The organism is Bradyrhizobium sp. HKCCYLRH1034, assembly GCF_051168375.1.
Classification (GTDB): Bacteria; Pseudomonadota; Alphaproteobacteria; order Rhizobiales; family Xanthobacteraceae; genus Bradyrhizobium.
This window is the reverse complement of record NZ_JBNPUW010000004.1, coordinates 69,376-85,659: the sequence shown is the minus strand read 5'-3', so window position 1 is coordinate 85,659 and position 16,284 is coordinate 69,376. Positions and strand designations below refer to the sequence as shown.

Below are 16,284 nucleotides of genomic sequence, written 5' to 3'. Positions count from 1 at the left end.
CAGCTCTATCCTATATTCTATATAGAAATAGAATTCACGACGCGGCGTTTGTCAATTCCATGAAAAAGGCAGCTGTGGCCAGCAAAGCGGCAGACGGGGTGGGGGCGGGTCCGGGCGCGCTGCCGGTGCCGCTCTACGAGCATGTCAAGCGCCAGATCGCCGAGGCGATCCTGATCGGCGACATGCCGCCCGGCACAGTGCTGCCCGGCGAGGTCGCGCTCGCCAATCAATATGGCGTCGCCGTCGGCACCATCCGCCGCGCGCTGGCCGATCTCACCGCGGGCGGCATGCTGATGCGCCGGCGCAAGACCGGCACGGTGGTGACGGGCCGCGCGTCGCAGCATGGGCTCAGCTTCTTCTTCCAGTACTTCCGCCTGCTCGCCGCGGACGGCAGCCTGCTGCACTCGGAGGCCGAGGTGCTGTCGGTGACGACACGCGCCGCCGAGTCACGCGAAGCCGCGCTGTTCGCGATGGCCGAGGGCGGGCCGCTGCTGCATCTTCATCGCATCCGCCGCGTCGCTGGCGCGCCGGTGCTGCATTCGCGGATCTCGATGGTCGCGAGCCGCGTGGCGGGATTTCCGGCCGAGCCGAAGAAGGTCCCTGCCCTGATCTACCGGCATCTGCTCGAGGCCTATGGCATCCGGATCGCCGCGGTGCGCGAGAAGGTGACGGCGGAGGTCGCCACCAAGGAGGACCGCAAGCTGCTCGGCCTGCCCGCTCCGAGCGCCGTGCTGGTGATCGACGAGGAGGCCTACGACCAGACCGGCGCGCTGGCGATCCTCAGCCAGCACCGCGCCACGACGGCGCAACACTACTACTCGAACGAGATCCGCTGAGCACGTATCGCTTCAGCAGCCCCAGCGCAGCGCCGCGGTGTGCACCGGCGCGTCCCACAGTCCCAGCGATGCATCATCGAGCGCGGTCACGGTGAGCGAGCAGCCGGCCATGTCGAGCGAGGTGACGTAGGAGCCGACCAGCCCGCGCGCGATGGCGAGCCCGCGCCCTTCCAGGATGCGCCGCGCCGCATTGGCCATCACGTACAACTCCATCGCTGGCGTAGCCCCGAAGCCGTTGACCAGCAGCAGGCACGGAGTCCCGGGCTTCGCTGCAAGATCGGCCAGGATCGCGCCCATCATCTCCTCGGCGATGGCGTCCGCGGACGCCAGCTTGACCCGGCGCCTGCCGGGCTCGCCATGGATGCCGACCCCCATCTCCATCTCGTCCTCGCCGAGCGTGAAGGTCGGCTTGCCCGCGGCCGGCACCGTGCATGAGGTCAGCGCCACGCCCATCGAGCGGGTGCGCCTGTTGACGTCGTCACCAAGCGCCTTCAGCGCGTCGAGATCGCGGCCCTGCTCGGCCGCAGCACCCAGCATCTTCTCCACGATCAGCGTGCCGGCAACGCCGCGGCGGCCGGTCGAATAGGTCGAGGTCTCGACCGCGACGTCGTCGTCGGTAATGACGGTCGCGACCTTGCCCTCCATCATCTCCGCGGCCATCGCGAAATTCATCACGTCGCCTTCGTAGTTCTTGACGATGAACAGCGCGCCCGCGCCGGTGTCCACGGCCTGCGCGGCCGCGAGCATCTGGTCAGGCGTCGGCGAGGTGAAAACCTGGCCCGGACAGGCGGCATCGAGCATGCCCGGCCCGACGAAGCCGGCGTGGAGCGGCTCATGGCCGGAGCCGCCGCCGGAGATCAGCGCGACCTTGCCCGGTTTGAGGCTCTTGCGGCGAACGAACTTGTTGTCCTCGCCCAGCGTGACGATGTCGCCATGCACGGCGGCAAAACCCTGCAGGCTCTCGGTCAGCACGTCGGAAACGGCGTTGATCAGCTTCTTCATGGCTTCCCTCCCGGTTCGGCGTCGTCGTTGTTTTCGTTGGCTGAGATCAGCGCGGTGATGCCGCGCGCGACGCCGGTGATGATGCGGTCGGCATGGGCGTTGAGCGCGGGGTCGCCGAAGTCCGGCAGCTCGACCACGAGGCGCCGCATCGGCCGCTGCGCCTCGACCTCGTCCAGCCGGCCCGGATGGGCGGCGCGGTAGGCGGTCAGAAAAGCCTGCTGCTCATGCGGCGAGAAGTGACAGATGTGGAAGATGGTCTCGAGATGCTGCAGCGGGATCGGCGTCGCATAGGCCGGATTGACGATCTGCGAGATGAAGCTGCGATTCTTGCCGATCGCCTCCGCCAGCCGCTGCCGTGTACCGGAGGGACGGCTGTCGATCACCGCGCGCAGGATCGCCTTGTATTCGGCGAGCGGACTCGCGGCCCCCGATGCATCCTGGTCACTCATGCGCCCTCTTCCGCGGTCTTTTCCGTGCCCTTGGCGAGGTCAAGCTCGCGGATCGCCGCCTTCACCAGCGGCAGCAGGCCCGGCGCGACCGACAGCGCGCGCACACCGAGCTCAAGCAGCGCCGGCATGGCTCTGACATCACCGGCGGCGTCGCCGCAGATCGAGACTTCCACGCCCCGCGCGCGACCAGCGCGCACCACATGGGCAATCATCGCCAGCACCCCGGGATGCAGCACGTCAGCATAGTCGGCGACCTCGGCGCCGTCACGCGAAGCAGCGGTCGCGTATTGGGTCAGGTCATTGGTGCCGATCGAGAAGAAGTCCGCAGCGAAGTCATGCGCTGCCAACGCAGCAGCCGGCACCTCGACCATCATTCCGAAGGCCGGCGCGGCGAACGCGACGTTGCCGGCGGCCAAGTCGGCGAGCACGGCGCGGAGATGGCGACGCGCCACGTCCAGCTCCGCTGCATTGGTCACCATCGGCAGCATCACCTTGAGCGGTCCGAGCGCAGCGGCGCGAGCCAGCGCGCGCAGTTGAACGCGGAAGATCTCGGGGTGACGCAAGGACAGACGGAGGCCACGAAGGCCGAGAAACGGGTTGCTCTCGCCATCGATCGTGTAGCCCGGAATCGGCTTGTCGCCGCCGGCATCGAGCGTGCGGATCGTGACCGGCCGGCCTTCGGCCCAGCGCACGAGCTCGGCATAGGCGTGATATTGTGCCTCCTCGTCGTGAAGCAGGTTGCCGGTGAGAAACTCGGTGCGTGCCAGGCCGATGCCGTCGCAGGCTGCGGCCGGAAGCAGCGTCATGTCGGCAGGGCCGGAGATGTTGACGAGCACCGAGACGCGGGTGCCGTCGCGCGTCAGTGCCGGTTCGTGCTGGCGCGCGATCGCGTCCGCCTTGCGGCGCGAGGCGGTCGCATCCTCCGCCCGGGCGGCAGCGATACGCTGCGCACTGGGATCGGCAATGACGACACCGCGACCGCCATCGACCAGCAAATCCCCTGTCAGCTTGTCCCAATCGTGACCGAGCCCGACCACCATCGGCACGCCGCGGCTGCGCGCCAACATCGCGACATGGCTGGTCGGGCTGCCCTCGCCGAGCGCGATGCCCCCTCCATTCGTCCACTCGATGGCGAGGAAAGCCGATGGCGCCAGATCACGCGCAACGACGATCGCCCCCTTCGGCAACTTGCCGTTCTGCTGCAAGCCGAACAAGTGTCGCAGCACGCGATCCCGGATGTCGGCGAGGTCGCCGGCGCGGGCGCGGAAATATTCGTCCTCAGCGGACTCATACCCCGCCATCTCCTCCGCCATCGCCGCACGCCAAGCCGCATCCGCAGCGACGCCGCCCTCGATCTGGACGTAAGCCGCCTCGGTCAGCGCATCGTCTTCGAGCAGCGCGAGCTGAAAGCCGATCAGCTCGGCCGCGTCTCCCTCGAGCCTGTCGATCAGCTCGGCCACGGCCTCGCGCGCATGCGCGACCGCTACGGCGAGCGCTTCATGCTCCTCGGCGATCGCCCCTTTCGTCCGGCTGGCGCCCTCCAGCGCATGCAGGATCGCCGCGGGCCCGATGGCCATCCCGTCCGACGCCGCCCGCCCGAAGATACGCCGCTCCATCGTCACTCCTCGTCGAACTTGCGGTTCACCAGATCGACCAGCGCGGCGATGGCGGCCTCGGCATCGGTTCCATTGGCGCGCAGGAACAGCGTCTCGCCCTTGGCGGCCTTGACGCGCATGATCTTCACCGGGCTCTTGGCGTCGGTCCAGGGCCCGTCGGCCGCGATCGCGACTTCGATGCTCGACGCAAAGCGCTTGGCGAGCTGGGTCAGCTTGACCGAGGGCCGCGCATGCAGCCCGACCTCGTTGGTCAGCAGCGCGTGCGCCTTCGCTTCCTGCATGCCGATCTCTCCACCGTCAGCCATTGTCGTTCCCGCTCATCCGCCCATCAGCTCTTCGGCGGTCGCGCGCACCGCATCGAGCGGCGAGCCGCCGGAAGCTTCCGTCGCCGCCATCACGGCGCCCTCGACCAGCGGCGCGTTGCAGATCACGATGCGCTCGCGCCGCTCCTCCGGCATCATCTCCACCGCCATCTCGCTGTTGGTCTCGGCGCCGCCGAGATCGACCAGGATCGCAACGCCCGACTCCGACCATGCCTTGTCGATCGCGCCCATGATGGCGCCGACATCGGTGCCGAGCCCGCCATCGGCATTGCCGCCGACCGCCGCGAGCGGCACGCTGTCGCCGACCATCTGCCGGACCATGTCGGCCGCGCCTTCCGCCACCTTGGCGGAATGCGACACGATGACGATGCCGACATTCTTCTGCTCACTCATGCCCAGGCCTCATTGAATACGCCGCAGATCGCCTGCACCAGCAGGCTGGACGAGCGCGCGCCGGGATCCATGTGCCCGATCGAGCGCTCGCCGAGAAACGAAGCACGGCCGCGGATCGCCAGCATCGGCACCGTCGCGTCGGCGGCCTCGGCGGCGATTGCGGGCAGCCGGGAACTGAGATCGTCGCCACCGGCCGCAAAAGCGACCTGCACAGGGATCAAGACGTCGAGCATGGTCTTCTGCCCTGCTTCCGACTTGCCACGCGCTTTGACGTCCGCGATGGCGCGACCGAGCGCCGCCGCCGCTTCGGCGGCAGAGGGCTCTGATGGCAGCGCCTTGCCAAGTCCCATCGCCAGCGTGCCATAGAGCGGACCGGACGCACCGCCGACCTTCATCACCAGCGCCATGCCGACCGCCTTCAACGCCTCGGGAAGAGGCTTGGCGGAGATATTGTCCACATCGGCGAGCACGGCCTCGAAGCCGCGCTTCATGTTGAGGCCGTGATCGCCGTCGCCGATCGCCGAGTCGAGCGCGGTCAGCTCCTCCGCATGGGCGATGATGGCATCGGCCATCGCCACGATCACCTTGCGCTTGAACGCCTGGTCCATTGTCTATCTCACCCGCTGGCCCGCCCGGTCGAACAGCAGCGGCCGGGTGAACTCGATAGCGACGGAGTCGCCGACTTTCAATTCCGTATCCGGCTCCACCAGGCTGACGATGGTCTGGTCCTGCAGCGTGATATGCAGATGATTCTGATCGCCGAGATGCTCGATCCATTTCACCCGTGCGTCGGCACGGCTCTCGGCGCGCCGGACCGTCATGTGCTCGGTGCGCGCGCCGATCGTCGCGACGTCGCCCGGCACCGCAAGATCCGGAAACAGCCCGCGCGGCAGTAGATTGATGCCGGGACTGCCGAGCCGGGTCGCCACATAGGTATTGGCCGGATCCTCATAGACCTCCCGCGGGCTGCCGACCTGCACCAGCCGGCCCTGCTCGATCACGCCGATACGGTTGGCGAGCGTCATCGCCTCGATCTGGTCGTGGGTGACGTAGAGCATGGTGGCGCCGAGATCCTGCTGGATACGCTTGAGCTCGATGCGCAGCTCGGAACGCAGCTTGGCGTCGAGCGAGGATAGCGGCTCGTCTAGCAACGCGATCGCAGGTCTGCGCACCAGCGCGCGGCCGATCGCCACGCGCTGCATCTGGCCGCCGGAGAGCTGAGTAGCGCGGTTGCCGAGCTTGTCCTCGATCCGGAGCATCGCCGCGACGTCACCGACGATGCGCCTGATCTCAGCCTCCGCAATCTTGCGCACCGGCGAGCGCAGTGGGAAAGCCAGATTGTCGTACACCGACAGATGCGGATAGAGAGAATATTGCTGGAACACGAACGTGACGTCACGCGCGGCCGGCGTCGCCTTCGTCTGGTCGACGCCGCCGATGGTGATGCTGCCGCGATCCGGCATCTCGAGGCCGGCCACGAGCCGCAATGTCGTGGTCTTGCCGGCACCGGTCGGCCCGAGCAGCACGACGAGCTCGCCGTCGCGGATGGTCAGCGACAAATCCCGTACCGCCGGCTTGGAACCGAACGACTTGCTGACGGCGTTGAGCCGCGTCTCAGCCATGATGGCGCCCTCCTCTCACCGGCTGCTCATACAGCGCCGTGCGGACCGCGCGGCCCGTGGCGGCGTCGAACAGCGACAGCCGGTCGGCGCGGAAGCTGAGCCCGACCGGCTCCGCACGCTGCACCCGGACCGCCGCGGGCGCGCGCGCCTTGACGATGCCATGAGACGTCGTGACGGTGATGATCTGGGTGGTGCCGAGATATTCGGCGCCGAACACCTCGCCGCGCAGCCCGCCTTCGGCGCTGAGCGCCACCTGCTCCGGCCGCACACCGAGGACCAACTCGTCGCTCCCGGCATCCTCGCGCAGCTCGGGCACGCCGATCTCGGCGCCGTCGATCCGCACGCAGTTCGTGCCGGCGCCAAGCCTGCCCGCGAAGCGGATGAAGTTCATCGCCGGCGAGCCGATGAAGTCCGCGACGAACATGGTGGCGGGACGGTCGTAGATCTCCTGGGGCGTTCCGAGCTGCTCCACGACGCCGCGATTCATCACCGCGATCGTGTCGGCCATCGACATCGCCTCGAGCTGGTCGTGAGTCACGAACACGGTGGTGGCCTTGAGCCGGTCGTGCAGGGCGCGCAGCTCTCCGCACATGATGTGACGGAACTCCGCATCGAGCGCGCCGAGCGGCTCATCCATCAAGAACGCTTTCGGCTCGCGGACGATGGCGCGGCCGAGCGCGACGCGCTGGCGATCGCCGCTCGACAACCCGCTCACCGGACGGTCGATCAGATGGTCGATGCGCAGGATGCGCGCGGCTTCCTCGACCCGCCGCCGGATCTCCCCCTTGGGCACCCCCATCGAGACCAGGGGAAAAGCGATGTTCCGGCGCACGTTCATGTGCGGGTAGAGCGCGAACAGCTGGAACACCATGGCGATGTCGCGCTCGCGCGCGCGGCGGAAGGTGACGTCCTCGCCGCCGAGCCTGATCGCCCCCGAGGTCGGCAGCTCCAGGCCTGCAATCATGCGCAGCGTCGTGGTCTTGCCGCAGCCGGACGGACCGAGCAGGCAGAAGAACTCGCCGTCGGCGATCGTGAAGCTTGTGCCGCGCACGGCGGCAAAGCCGCCGAACTCCTTGAACAGATTCTCGATCCGGATCTCGGCCATGGCGTCAGTCCGGAAACTTGGAGACGATGGTGAACATCACGACGCCGGCGAGCGTGGTGATGAAGGAATAGGTGTAGAGCACCAGTGCGAACGGCTGCAGCAGCATCAGCACGCCGGCCGCAATGAGGATCGTTGCCAGCGTCTCCATCGGGCCGCGCCGCAGCGCCCGTGGCCAGCGCGAGTGCGCCGCATCGGCCGGCTGATCTTGTGCCATCTCGGTCATTTGCGCACCGCTCCGAAGGTGATGCCGCGCAACAGATGTTTTCTCAGCAGCACCGTGAACACGACGATCGGGATCAGGAACAGCGTGGTGCCCGCCGCGACCGCCGGCCAATCCTGGCCGCCCTCGCCGATGATGATCGGGATGAAGGGCGGCGCGGTCTGCGCCGTGCCCGAGGTCAGAAGCACCGCGAAGGCATATTCGTTCCAGGCGAAGATCAGGCAGAAGATCGCGGTGGCGACGATGCCGGTGGTGGCCTGCGGCAACACGACCTTGAAGAAGGCTTGCAGGCGGGTGTAGCCGTCGACCATCGCCGCCTCCTCGTATTCGCGCGGGATCTCGTCCATGAATCCCTTGAGCAGCCAGACCGCGAGCGAGATGTTGACGGACGTATAGAGCAGGATCATGCCGAGCCGCGTGTCGGACAGGCCGAGCTCGCGATACATCAGATAGATCGGGATCGCGACCGCGATCGGCGGCATCATCCGGGTCGACAGGATGAAGAACAGCAGATCATCCTTCAACGGCACCTTGAAGCGCGAGAACGCGTAGGCCGCCAGCGTGCCGAGCACGACCGACAGCGCCGTCGAGCCGAACGCGATCACCAGCGAATTCACGTAGCGCGGGATGTAGTTCGATGGACCCGCGACCACCATGTTGCGGCCGCGCGAGATGCGGTCGCACAGACTGGCAGCCGGTGGCAGCTTGGCCATGTACTCCGGCGCCTGCCGGGTCCGGGTCGTGAACAGGTTGCAATAGCCCTCCAGGCTCGGCTCGGCGACGAGCTTCGGCGGATAGGCGATCGCGTCCGACGGCGACTTGAAGCCGGTCATGAAGATCCACAGCAGCGGCACCAGAGTGATCAGCGCATAGGCGATCACCACGGTTGCCGCGATCCGCTTGGTCAGCGGCGACGGATCGACGACGGAATGGGCGGTTGCGAGACCGGTCATCGGCTTTTCACCCGGTTGAGCGCCTTGACGTAGATGTTGGCGAGGCCGAACACGGTGACGAACAGGATGATGGCGAAGGCCGAGGAATAGCCGGTCCGCCACTTCTCGAAGGCTTCGCGCTTCAGGGTGATCGAGGCGACCTCGGTCGTCGAGCCTGGACCGCCGCCGGTCAGGAGGTTGACCATGTCGAACATCTTGAAGTTTTCGATGCCGCGGAACAGCACCGCCAGCATGATGAACGGCAGCGCCATCGGCAAAGTGATCGACCAGAACTGCCGCCACGGCGAGGCGCGATCGACCTCGGCCGCCTCATAGATGTAGTCGGGAATCGAGCGGAGACCTGCAAGGCAGATCAGCATCACGTAAGGCGTCCACATCCAGGTGTCGACGATGACGATCGCCCAGGGCGCGAGCGGCACTTGCGCCAGCATCTGGAAAGACGATGCGGGCGCGCCCGTCGCGGCGGAGATGACGTAGTTGAAGAGCCCGATCTGCGGCTGGTAGAGGAACGTCCAGAAGTTGCCGACCACAGCCGGCGACAGCATCATCGGCAGCAGGATCAAGGTGGTCCACAGGCCGTGGCCGCGGAACTTTTTGTCGATCAGCCAGGCTAGCGTAAAGCCCAGCAGGGTCTGGATCAGGATGGTCCAGAACACGAAGCGCGCGGTCACCGTCATCGCCGCCCAGACGTCCGGATCGGTCAGGATCGACTGGTAGTTGGCGAGTCCGATATCGAGCACGGTGGCGTTCGGACGGTTCGCGCGATAATTGGTAAAGGACAGCCGGATGGTCCAGATCAACGGGAAAATGTTGATCGCGAGCAGCAGCAGCATGGTCGGCATGATGAATAGCCAGGCGATGGCGCGCTCGGACAGGCCGCGCACGCGCCCCGCCACGGCGGGCGGCGTCACCAGGGCGGCGCGGTCGACGAGGCTGCTCAGTCCGGTTTGGTCGGTCATGCGAGGGGCTGCTTCACTGGCGGCTTCGGGCTGGCGGTGAGACTGGCTGGTCCGCCCGGCAAGCCGAAGCTCGCCGGAGGGATTGTCGTGGCGGATCTCGCTTGCGCGAGAGGTGCCGCCTCCATCACAGCTTGCCGTCCTCCTTGAACACCTTGGTCCAGTCGGCGATCAGCCCGTCGAGCGCGCCTTTCGCCGTACCCTGGTCGGCGACGACATAGTCGTGGACGCGCTTCTGCATCGCGAGCAGAAGCTGGGCGTAGGACGGCTCGGCCCAGAAGTCGACCACCTGGTCCATCGCCACCAGGAAGTCGGCGGCGAACGGCGCGGTGTTCTTGAAGTTGGGATCGTTGAGCACGCCCTTGTGGCAGCTGTAGCCGCCGAGCGCCCACCACTTCTTCTGGGTGTCGAGCGCGGCGAACCACTTGATATATTCGAGCGCTTCGGCGCGGTTAGGCGAATATGCCACCACCGAGATGCCCTGCCCGCCAAGCTGCGAGCCCTTCTCCTTCTGCGCGGGGTTGACGAAGAAGCCGATCTTGTCGCCGCCGACATTGGGATCCTTGTAAAGGCCCGGGAAGAAGGCGAACCAGTTCATCTGCAGCGCGACCTGGCCGGACTTGAAGGCATCGAGTCCTTCCTGCATGTAGCCGTTGGAATAGCCGGGCGGCGTGCAGCATTTGTACAGCGCCTTGTAGAACTCGAGGCCCTTCACCGCATCGTCCGAGTTGACGAAGCCCTGCATGTCATACGGCTTCTTCGGGTTCTGATACTTGAAGCCGAACGGATAGAGCGCGTTGGTGACGCCCATGGTGATGCCTTCCGAGCCACGCTCGGTGAAGATGGCCGCGCCATAAACGGTCTTGCCGTCGATCACCCGCTTCTGGAAGAACTCGGCAATGTCCTTCAGCTCTTCCTGCGTCTTCGGCACCTCGAGCTCGCGGCCGAACTTCTTCTTGAATTCCTCGCGAATCTCCGGCCGCGCGAACCAGTCCTTGCGATAGGTCCAGCCGTTGGCGTCGCCCATCGCCGGCAGCGCCCAGTAGTTCGGCGAGCCCTTCGGCCATTCGGCGTAGCCGGCGACGGTGGCCGGCATGAAATCAGAGATCTTGATGCCTTCCTTGTCGAAGAACTCGTTGAGCTTGACGTATTGGCCATTCTCGGCCGCGCCGCCGATCCATTGGGAATCGCCGATCATCAGGTCGCACAGCTTGCCCTTGGAGTTGAGCTCGTTGAGCATGCGGTCGGCGAAGTTCGGCCATGGCACGAACTCGAACTTCATGTTGACGCCGGTCTTGGCGGTGAAGTCCTTGGACAGCTCGACCAGCGCATTGGCCGGGTCCCAGGCGGCCCAGCACAGGGTGATCGTCTTTCCTTCGGCGCGCGCCGGCGCGGACGCGCCGAGCACGGTCGCGGCGGCGACCGTCGCCGCCAGTGCAAATGTCTGCAGCAACTTCATCTGGCACTCCCTCCCTGTTGGCGCCGTCCCCGCTTCGCGTGGGTGACGGCGATGCATGGCCCGCGGCGAGCGGCGCCGTCACAACGACAGCGCGAGCCGCAAGCGTTTCCCCTGGCCCTCGGATCATCCGTCCGAGTTAAGTATTTTGTTTAGTAGATTGCGAACGACTAAACATGTCAAGCGCGTTTTCGCGACGTTTGCAGCGCATCATGTTTAGCGACTGCGGTAAGCTGCTCGTCGTCCGGAGGTTTGCCGGGATGGCGATGGCGTGGCTCTCCGGCGCCGCCGCCAGGACGCAGGCGCGGCCCAACTCCAGGCTGCATCCGCGTGATCAGCCCTTCGCCAACGTCACGCCGCAACTGACCCGGCCGTCAGCGATGAAGAAGCGTCCGGCAAGGCGAGCAACGGCGGCCGGCCAATCCTCTCTCATGACACGCACCTCGAAGGTGCCCGCCGCCCATGCGATCGCGAGCTCGACATCCTGGAAATCCAGGAAGCCGCGCGTGAGCGGATACTGGCATTTGTAGTAGGCTTCCTTGGCGCTGAAGATCACGATCGGCAGCATCGGCTGCAACGCGTCGGGCTGGCCGCGAAGCCATTGCCGTTCGGCCGGCGTGAGCACAAGATCGCGCATCGACGGATCGAGCTCGCGCAGGTCCTCGACATCCAGTCCAAGGGACGGGACATCCCTGCTTCGGGCCACGGCCACGGCGCAATGATCGGCACAATGGGAGATGCTTCCCGCATAGCCCGACGGCCACACCGGCGCGCGATCCGGCGTCGGGACGAGCGCGACCGGCGAAGCTCCCAGCGACGCCAGCGCCCTGCGCGCCAGGATCCGGGCGGTCGCGAACTCGGCGCGCCGCTTGGCGACCGCGGCCTGGATATGCGCGCGCTCTTCGGGAAACAGCTCATCCTCCGCCAGCGAGAGGCTGGACGCCGCCACCACGACCGGACCGTCAAACAGATTTGCAAGCACTCACATCACCAACTCTGCACGCGCGTCTCTTTGCGGACCGGCCTCGACCGGCCGCCACCGTATACGAAACGGCGACGTCGAAGCGAATTCCAACGATTCAACATGTCTCGCGATCTCGCGGCGCCACGCCCCCGAGCTTTGCATGGCGAGCGCACGCTGCCGCTCGGCGAGCTGCACCACCGACCACTGCGGATCGGCATCGACCAGCACTTGCGCCCGGCGAGGTGCCAATGCACCCGGCTCCCCCCAGGAGCCCATGGTTGGATCAGGATCAGAACATACTGCGATGCATGTCGATTCTGCCATAACTCGCCGGCTTGTCCAACGCGCCCCTGCCGCTGTCCCCCGGTCCATGCTTTTCGGGCCCGCTGACATGCGCGTCGGCGGCCAGCTTTTGCTTGACGGCAGCGGGCTGCAACGGGACTTATCCAGTCCCTCTGTCTGCCGAAGAAGTGCATTCCCATGGCCGCCGATCCGCTCTCGATCCTCAAGACCGTGTTCGGCTACGACAGTTTCCGCGGCCGGCAGCGTGACATCGTCGAGCACGTGATCGCCGGCCACAATGCCTTCGTGCTGATGCCGACCGGCGGCGGCAAGTCGCTGTGCTACCAGATCCCGGCGCTGGCGCGTCCCGGTCTCGGGCTGATCATCTCGCCGCTGATCGCGCTGATGGAGGACCAGGTCGCGGCGCTGCGGCAGGCCGGCGTGAAGGCCGCGGCGCTGAACTCGCGGCTCTGGGGCGCCGAGAAGGACCTGCTGTGGCAGGACATCGAACGCGGCGAGCTCGATCTCCTCTACATGGCACCCGAGACGCTGCTCAAGGCGGAGAACCTCGAGCGGCTCAAGACCGCACGGTTGTCGCTGATCGCGATCGACGAGGCGCATTGCGTCTCGCAATGGGGCCATGATTTCCGTCCCGAATACCGCGCCCTCGACTGCCTCGCCGGGCTGTTCCCGACCATCCCGCGCATCGCACTCACCGCCACGGCCGATGCGCCGACGCGGGCCGAGATCGTCGAGCATCTTTCGATCGGCGACGGCAACAGCTTCATCGCCGGCTTCGACCGGCCGAACATCCGCTATGGCGCAGCGGAGAAAACCAGCACGATGCAGCAGATGCTGGCCTTCCTGAAATCGCGCGAGGGCGAGAGCGGCATCGTCTATTGCCTGTCCAAGCGCAAGACCGAGGAGGTCGCCGCCTCGCTCAGCGATCATGGCTTCCCGGCGCTGCCCTATCATGCCGGCATGGAGATGAAGGCGCGCGAGAAGAACCAGCGCCGCTTCCAGCTCGAGCAGGGCCTGATCATGGTCGCCACGATCGCCTTCGGCATGGGCATCGACAAGCCCGACGTGCGGTTCGTTGTTCATGCCGATCTGCCCTCCAGCATCGAGGCCTACTACCAGGAGACCGGCCGCGCCGGGCGCGACGGCCTGCCCTCCGAGACTCTGATGCTGTACGGGGCGGAGGACATCGCGCTGCGCCGCCGCTTCATCGACGAGTCCGACGCGCCCGATGCGCGCAAGCGCACCGAGCGCCGCAAGCTCGATGCGCTGCTCGGCTTCGCCGAGACCTGCCAGTGCCGCCGCCAAGTGCTGCTGCGCTATTTCGGCGACGATTGCGCGCCGTGCGGCAATTGCGACATCTGTCTTGACCCGCCGGAGACCTTCGACGGCACCATCGCCGCGCAGAAGCTGCTGTCCTGCATCCACCGCACCGGCGAGCGCTTCGGCCAGGCCCACGTCATCGCGGTGTTGCTCGGCGAGACCGACGAGCGCATCGAACGGCTCGGCCACGACAAGCTCTCGACCTTCGGCATCGGCAAGGAGCACGACCGCAACGCCTGGCGCTCGATCGTCCGCCAGCTCGTCGCGCATGGTCTGATCAGCGTCGACGTCGCCGGCCATGGCGGCCTGTCGATCTCGCCCGAGGGTCGCCAGTTCCTGCGCGACAAGCCGCAGCTCAGCCTGCGCGTGCTGAAGAAGTCGCGGCGCGACCGCAAATCCCGGGAGCGGCAGACCACGGCGGCATTTCCCGACCTCGACCGCGACCTATTCGAGAAGCTGCGCGTACGCCGGATGGAGCTCGCCAAGGCGCAGAACGTCCCGCCCTATGTCATCTTCCACGACAAGACGCTGGCCGAAATGGCGGCCCGCCATCCGCGCTCCGTCGCGGAGCTTGCGAGCATCCCCGGTGCCGGCACGGTCAAGCTCGCGCGCTACGGCGAGGCCTTCGTGGCGGTGATCAATGCGCATGATGCGGGCGCCTGAGCCGGCCATCGTCCAGCAGCACCGCGGCTCCTTCGCTCGACGATCAGACGGCACACATGGCTCACACATGGCCTCGCGATCCCGCCGCTGATGACGCCCGGGTTATGCAACTGAAGTCCCCTTCTCCTCGAAGAAGAGGCGCAGGGAAGACCGGGTATCAGCTGATACCCGCGGTCCGCGTGCAGCAAAAAGCACGCGGCAGAACCACAGGTTCAGCCCAATATCCGGCCTTCCCTGCGCGACGGTTTGACGACTTATAGGCGCTCTCCCCGGGGATCGGCTGTCTTGCCCCCGTCGCCGGCGGATCATCATCACCGCCGGTTTGGCATCAGCACCGCGATGCCAGGACCACACCACTTCGCCGTCGCATCGCTCCGTTCGTCGGCGCGGGCTTTGACACCCGGCTGCGGAGCAACGCGCCCGTCGCCTCCCTGGCTCGACGCTCGTGACGATCGCGAAACGTCCCTCTTCAGCGAGCCGGGATAACAGGAAATGTGGATGTGATTTGCCCGACGGTGCAAGTGATGAGTTTGCGACAAACTGGCACGACGGGCAGTTGGCGCATACGCGCCATGCAGAGATTGCCCGTCGTGCAGCTCGGGATGGCGCGAGTTCGTCGGGTCACAGCAGCCGGTCCCATCGACGCCTTCAAACGTCTTCAGTGATTGGAATGCACCGTCACAGTGATGAGCTTGGCTCCGGCACCGAGCTGCCGGGTCGGCAAAGCACGAGCCATTCTACTTCTCCGCGTGCCCGGCGGCACTGGTCCGACCGCATGGAAGTTCGGGCGGGGCCGGAAGATCGATGCTGCCAATCAGGTCCGAGCGCAACGTTTCAGCGGCGGCCGTCGCCGCCATGGTCTGTCGCAAGGTGCTGACGTTCGATCCGAGCGAAACGATGCCGCCGAGCACCGCGGCAATCGTCCCGAGGACGACGACCGCATTGGACCCCAGCAGGCCCAGCACCGCCCCGAGCAGCAACGCGGCGCAGCCGGATATCACGATCTTCGAGGCCATGATGATCTTTCGACACCGCTCGGCCGCGTCGGCCAGCTGTTCGATCCGCGCCTCGATGAGGGAGATTGATCGCTCGGGTCGTCCTCATCCATCAGACCAACTGTTCTCCACGGTGTTGCTTTGGGCTAATTCCGTCCCCGCCCACCAACGTACGGCCATTGGTTGGACAATCCAAGAGATGGTTTGCGGCCGTGAGGCATCGACCTTGATGAAGCTCGCGATCATCTGAGATATTACAGGCCTTGGATCACACCAACGCATGGCATCTGGCTTTGTTACGGCGCGACCAAGCCGAGGAGCCTCTCGAAACTAGGCCGGCACGGGAACCCCGGCTTTCTTCTCCAGCGCGGCCACCCGGTCGCGAAGGCTGCGGATCTCCGCGACCAGGTCAAGGACGTCCGGCGCGGGTTGATGCCCCATCATCCCGACATGGCTCGTTGTCACACGAATGGTCGACGAGCTGATCTCCATGCTGGTGCGGGAGCTCGCAACTGATAGACCCGGTTGCAATGCGGGCGGTGCGGGGACTGCGATCGTAACGCCACCCGCGACAATTCCGTCTGGAGCGGTAACGGTTTTCTCGAACCGCGCGGCGCCTTTAACGGTCACGTCTTCGAGTTTCGCCGCACCGTGAATCGAAACGCCCCCGGCGTAATGCTTGCCATCGTTGAGAACAAGTTCGTCAGCCTGGGAGTGAGAGAGCGCCGCGCGCGCCGCCGGAGGCACTTTCGGGCTCTGGAGCTGCACGGTCTCGACGTTGCATGCCATTATCGCTCGCCCCAACCAAGCCGGGGCTAGCAAGAGACGTCCCGCGTGGGCCGCCGCGCCGTCAAACTCGATTCTGAGCATGCCGGGATAGCCCTGCGCGTCGACGGGAACCCTGACATTGCCGCTCTGCAGCACAGTCGTTGATCCTTCCAGGATGACCGACGTGTCGGTGAGTTTGATGTCGCTCGTCATGTTCGCCGCCTCCCGCTGAAGATGTAACTTAAAATATCGTCAACTCGGCCGCCGCAGTTTGATTCACGTCAACGCTCCATCGGCTGGCGCCTGCGACCGTTAACTACGAAGTAGGATGTTCTGGCGC

General features: G+C 66.1%; 16 protein-coding genes and 1 pseudogene. 2 read left to right on the top strand and 15 right to left on the bottom strand.

Annotated elements, in window-relative coordinates; translation table 11 throughout:
* Positions 1-59: 59 nt before the first annotated feature.
* Positions 60-836 (top strand): GntR family transcriptional regulator, encoded by a 777-nt coding sequence (locus ACQR0W_RS10615; protein ID WP_316170368.1) that lies wholly within the window; start codon positions 60-62, stop codon positions 834-836.
* Positions 837-848: 12 nt separating this feature from the next.
* Here the strand turns inward: ACQR0W_RS10615 and dhaK are convergent, their stop codons facing one another.
* The 13 genes from dhaK to ACQR0W_RS10550 all read right to left on the bottom strand — a co-directional run bounded on the left by dhaK (position 849) and on the right by ACQR0W_RS10550 (position 11,913).
* The gene (gene dhaK, locus ACQR0W_RS10610; RefSeq protein WP_315749856.1) at positions 849-1,838 is read right to left on the bottom strand and encodes a dihydroxyacetone kinase subunit DhaK; all 990 of its coding nucleotides are present in this window, start codon (positions 1,836-1,838) and stop codon (positions 849-851) included.
* Positions 1,835-2,287: a hypothetical protein gene (locus ACQR0W_RS10605; RefSeq protein ID WP_315712557.1), complete on the bottom strand. Its 453-nt coding sequence runs from the start codon at positions 2,285-2,287 to the stop codon at positions 1,835-1,837. The genes dhaK and ACQR0W_RS10605 overlap by 4 nt, the downstream gene beginning before the upstream one ends.
* Positions 2,284-3,903, bottom strand: a complete 1,620-nt coding sequence (ptsP, locus tag ACQR0W_RS10600; protein ID WP_315749855.1) for a phosphoenolpyruvate--protein phosphotransferase — start codon at positions 3,901-3,903, stop codon at positions 2,284-2,286. The genes ACQR0W_RS10605 and ptsP overlap by 4 nt, the downstream gene beginning before the upstream one ends.
* Before the next feature lie 2 nt (positions 3,904-3,905).
* Entirely contained in the window at positions 3,906-4,208 is a 303-nt protein-coding gene (locus ACQR0W_RS10595; protein WP_315749853.1) for an HPr family phosphocarrier protein, read from the bottom strand.
* 12 nt (positions 4,209-4,220) lie between these two features.
* Positions 4,221-4,619, bottom strand: coding sequence for a dihydroxyacetone kinase phosphoryl donor subunit DhaM (dhaM, locus tag ACQR0W_RS10590; protein ID WP_284416623.1), 399 nt, complete (start codon positions 4,617-4,619; stop codon positions 4,221-4,223).
* On the bottom strand, positions 4,616-5,227 hold the full coding sequence (gene dhaL / locus ACQR0W_RS10585) for a dihydroxyacetone kinase subunit DhaL (RefSeq protein ID WP_315749852.1): 612 nt from the start codon (positions 5,225-5,227) through the stop codon (positions 4,616-4,618). The genes dhaM and dhaL overlap by 4 nt, the downstream gene beginning before the upstream one ends.
* 3 nt (positions 5,228-5,230) lie before the next feature.
* Positions 5,231-6,241 (bottom strand): ABC transporter ATP-binding protein, encoded by a 1,011-nt coding sequence (locus tag ACQR0W_RS10580; RefSeq protein WP_315749851.1) that lies wholly within the window; start codon positions 6,239-6,241, stop codon positions 5,231-5,233.
* Positions 6,234-7,346 carry an ABC transporter ATP-binding protein gene (locus ACQR0W_RS10575; RefSeq protein WP_315712564.1) on the bottom strand — a complete coding sequence of 371 codons (1,113 nt, stop codon included), beginning with the start codon at positions 7,344-7,346 and terminating at the stop codon, positions 6,234-6,236. The genes ACQR0W_RS10580 and ACQR0W_RS10575 overlap by 8 nt, the downstream gene beginning before the upstream one ends.
* A gap of 4 nt (positions 7,347-7,350) precedes the next feature.
* Positions 7,351-7,569 carry a hypothetical protein gene (locus ACQR0W_RS10570; RefSeq protein WP_315749850.1) on the bottom strand — a complete coding sequence of 73 codons (219 nt, stop codon included), beginning with the start codon at positions 7,567-7,569 and terminating at the stop codon, positions 7,351-7,353.
* The gene (locus tag ACQR0W_RS10565) at positions 7,566-8,519 is read right to left on the bottom strand and encodes a carbohydrate ABC transporter permease (protein WP_315712568.1); all 954 of its coding nucleotides are present in this window, start codon (positions 8,517-8,519) and stop codon (positions 7,566-7,568) included. The genes ACQR0W_RS10570 and ACQR0W_RS10565 overlap by 4 nt, the downstream gene beginning before the upstream one ends.
* Positions 8,516-9,478: a carbohydrate ABC transporter permease gene (locus ACQR0W_RS10560; RefSeq protein ID WP_315712570.1), complete on the bottom strand. Its 963-nt coding sequence runs from the start codon at positions 9,476-9,478 to the stop codon at positions 8,516-8,518. Before ACQR0W_RS10560 ends, ACQR0W_RS10565 begins: the two co-directional genes overlap by 4 nt.
* A gap of 124 nt (positions 9,479-9,602) precedes the next feature.
* Positions 9,603-10,934: an ABC transporter substrate-binding protein gene (locus tag ACQR0W_RS10555; protein WP_315749849.1), complete on the bottom strand. Its 1,332-nt coding sequence runs from the start codon at positions 10,932-10,934 to the stop codon at positions 9,603-9,605.
* A 331-nt stretch (positions 10,935-11,265) separates the two neighbouring features.
* On the bottom strand, positions 11,266-11,913 hold the full coding sequence (locus ACQR0W_RS10550; RefSeq protein WP_315749848.1) for a 4'-phosphopantetheinyl transferase family protein: 648 nt from the start codon (positions 11,911-11,913) through the stop codon (positions 11,266-11,268).
* A 462-nt stretch (positions 11,914-12,375) separates the two neighbouring features.
* Between ACQR0W_RS10550 and recQ the strand changes: the two genes are divergently transcribed.
* A complete protein-coding gene (recQ, locus tag ACQR0W_RS10545) occupies positions 12,376-14,181 on the top strand; it encodes a DNA helicase RecQ (protein WP_316186900.1) in 1,806 nt (601 codons plus the stop codon).
* A 737-nt stretch (positions 14,182-14,918) separates the two neighbouring features.
* On the opposite strand, the pseudogene ACQR0W_RS10540 reads toward recQ, so the two are convergent.
* Both ACQR0W_RS10540 and ACQR0W_RS10535 read right to left on the bottom strand, forming a co-directional pair.
* A pseudogene (locus ACQR0W_RS10540) lies at positions 14,919-15,289 on the bottom strand (hypothetical protein).
* 217 nt (positions 15,290-15,506) lie between these two features.
* On the bottom strand, positions 15,507-16,157 hold the full coding sequence (locus ACQR0W_RS10535; RefSeq protein ID WP_315749844.1) for a hypothetical protein: 651 nt from the start codon (positions 16,155-16,157) through the stop codon (positions 15,507-15,509).
* Between the last annotated feature and the right edge of the window lie 127 nt (positions 16,158-16,284).

Excerpts from the sequence above, each read along its gene's own strand:
- ACQR0W_RS10615 (WP_316170368.1), top strand. The coding sequence starts at position 60 with ATGAAAAAGGCAGCTGTGGCCAGCAAAGCGGCAGACGGGGTGGGGGCG.
- dhaK (WP_315749856.1), bottom strand. The coding sequence starts at position 1,838 with ATGAAGAAGCTGATCAACGCCGTTTCCGACGTGCTGACCGAGAGCCTG.
- ACQR0W_RS10605 (WP_315712557.1), bottom strand. The coding sequence starts at position 2,287 with ATGAGTGACCAGGATGCATCGGGGGCCGCGAGTCCGCTCGCCGAATAC.
- ptsP (WP_315749855.1), bottom strand. The coding sequence starts at position 3,903 with ATGGAGCGGCGTATCTTCGGGCGGGCGGCGTCGGACGGGATGGCCATC.
- ACQR0W_RS10595 (WP_315749853.1), bottom strand. The coding sequence starts at position 4,208 with ATGGCTGACGGTGGAGAGATCGGCATGCAGGAAGCGAAGGCGCACGCG.
- dhaM (WP_284416623.1), bottom strand. The coding sequence starts at position 4,619 with ATGAGTGAGCAGAAGAATGTCGGCATCGTCATCGTGTCGCATTCCGCC.
- dhaL (WP_315749852.1), bottom strand. The coding sequence starts at position 5,227 with ATGGACCAGGCGTTCAAGCGCAAGGTGATCGTGGCGATGGCCGATGCC.
- ACQR0W_RS10580 (WP_315749851.1), bottom strand. The coding sequence starts at position 6,241 with ATGGCTGAGACGCGGCTCAACGCCGTCAGCAAGTCGTTCGGTTCCAAG.
- ACQR0W_RS10575 (WP_315712564.1), bottom strand. The coding sequence starts at position 7,346 with ATGGCCGAGATCCGGATCGAGAATCTGTTCAAGGAGTTCGGCGGCTTT.
- ACQR0W_RS10570 (WP_315749850.1), bottom strand. The coding sequence starts at position 7,569 with ATGACCGAGATGGCACAAGATCAGCCGGCCGATGCGGCGCACTCGCGC.
- ACQR0W_RS10565 (WP_315712568.1), bottom strand. The coding sequence starts at position 8,519 with ATGACCGGTCTCGCAACCGCCCATTCCGTCGTCGATCCGTCGCCGCTG.
- ACQR0W_RS10560 (WP_315712570.1), bottom strand. The coding sequence starts at position 9,478 with ATGACCGACCAAACCGGACTGAGCAGCCTCGTCGACCGCGCCGCCCTG.
- ACQR0W_RS10555 (WP_315749849.1), bottom strand. The coding sequence starts at position 10,934 with ATGAAGTTGCTGCAGACATTTGCACTGGCGGCGACGGTCGCCGCCGCG.
- recQ (WP_316186900.1), top strand. The coding sequence starts at position 12,376 with ATGGCCGCCGATCCGCTCTCGATCCTCAAGACCGTGTTCGGCTACGAC.
- ACQR0W_RS10535 (WP_315749844.1), bottom strand. The coding sequence starts at position 16,157 with ATGACGAGCGACATCAAACTCACCGACACGTCGGTCATCCTGGAAGGA.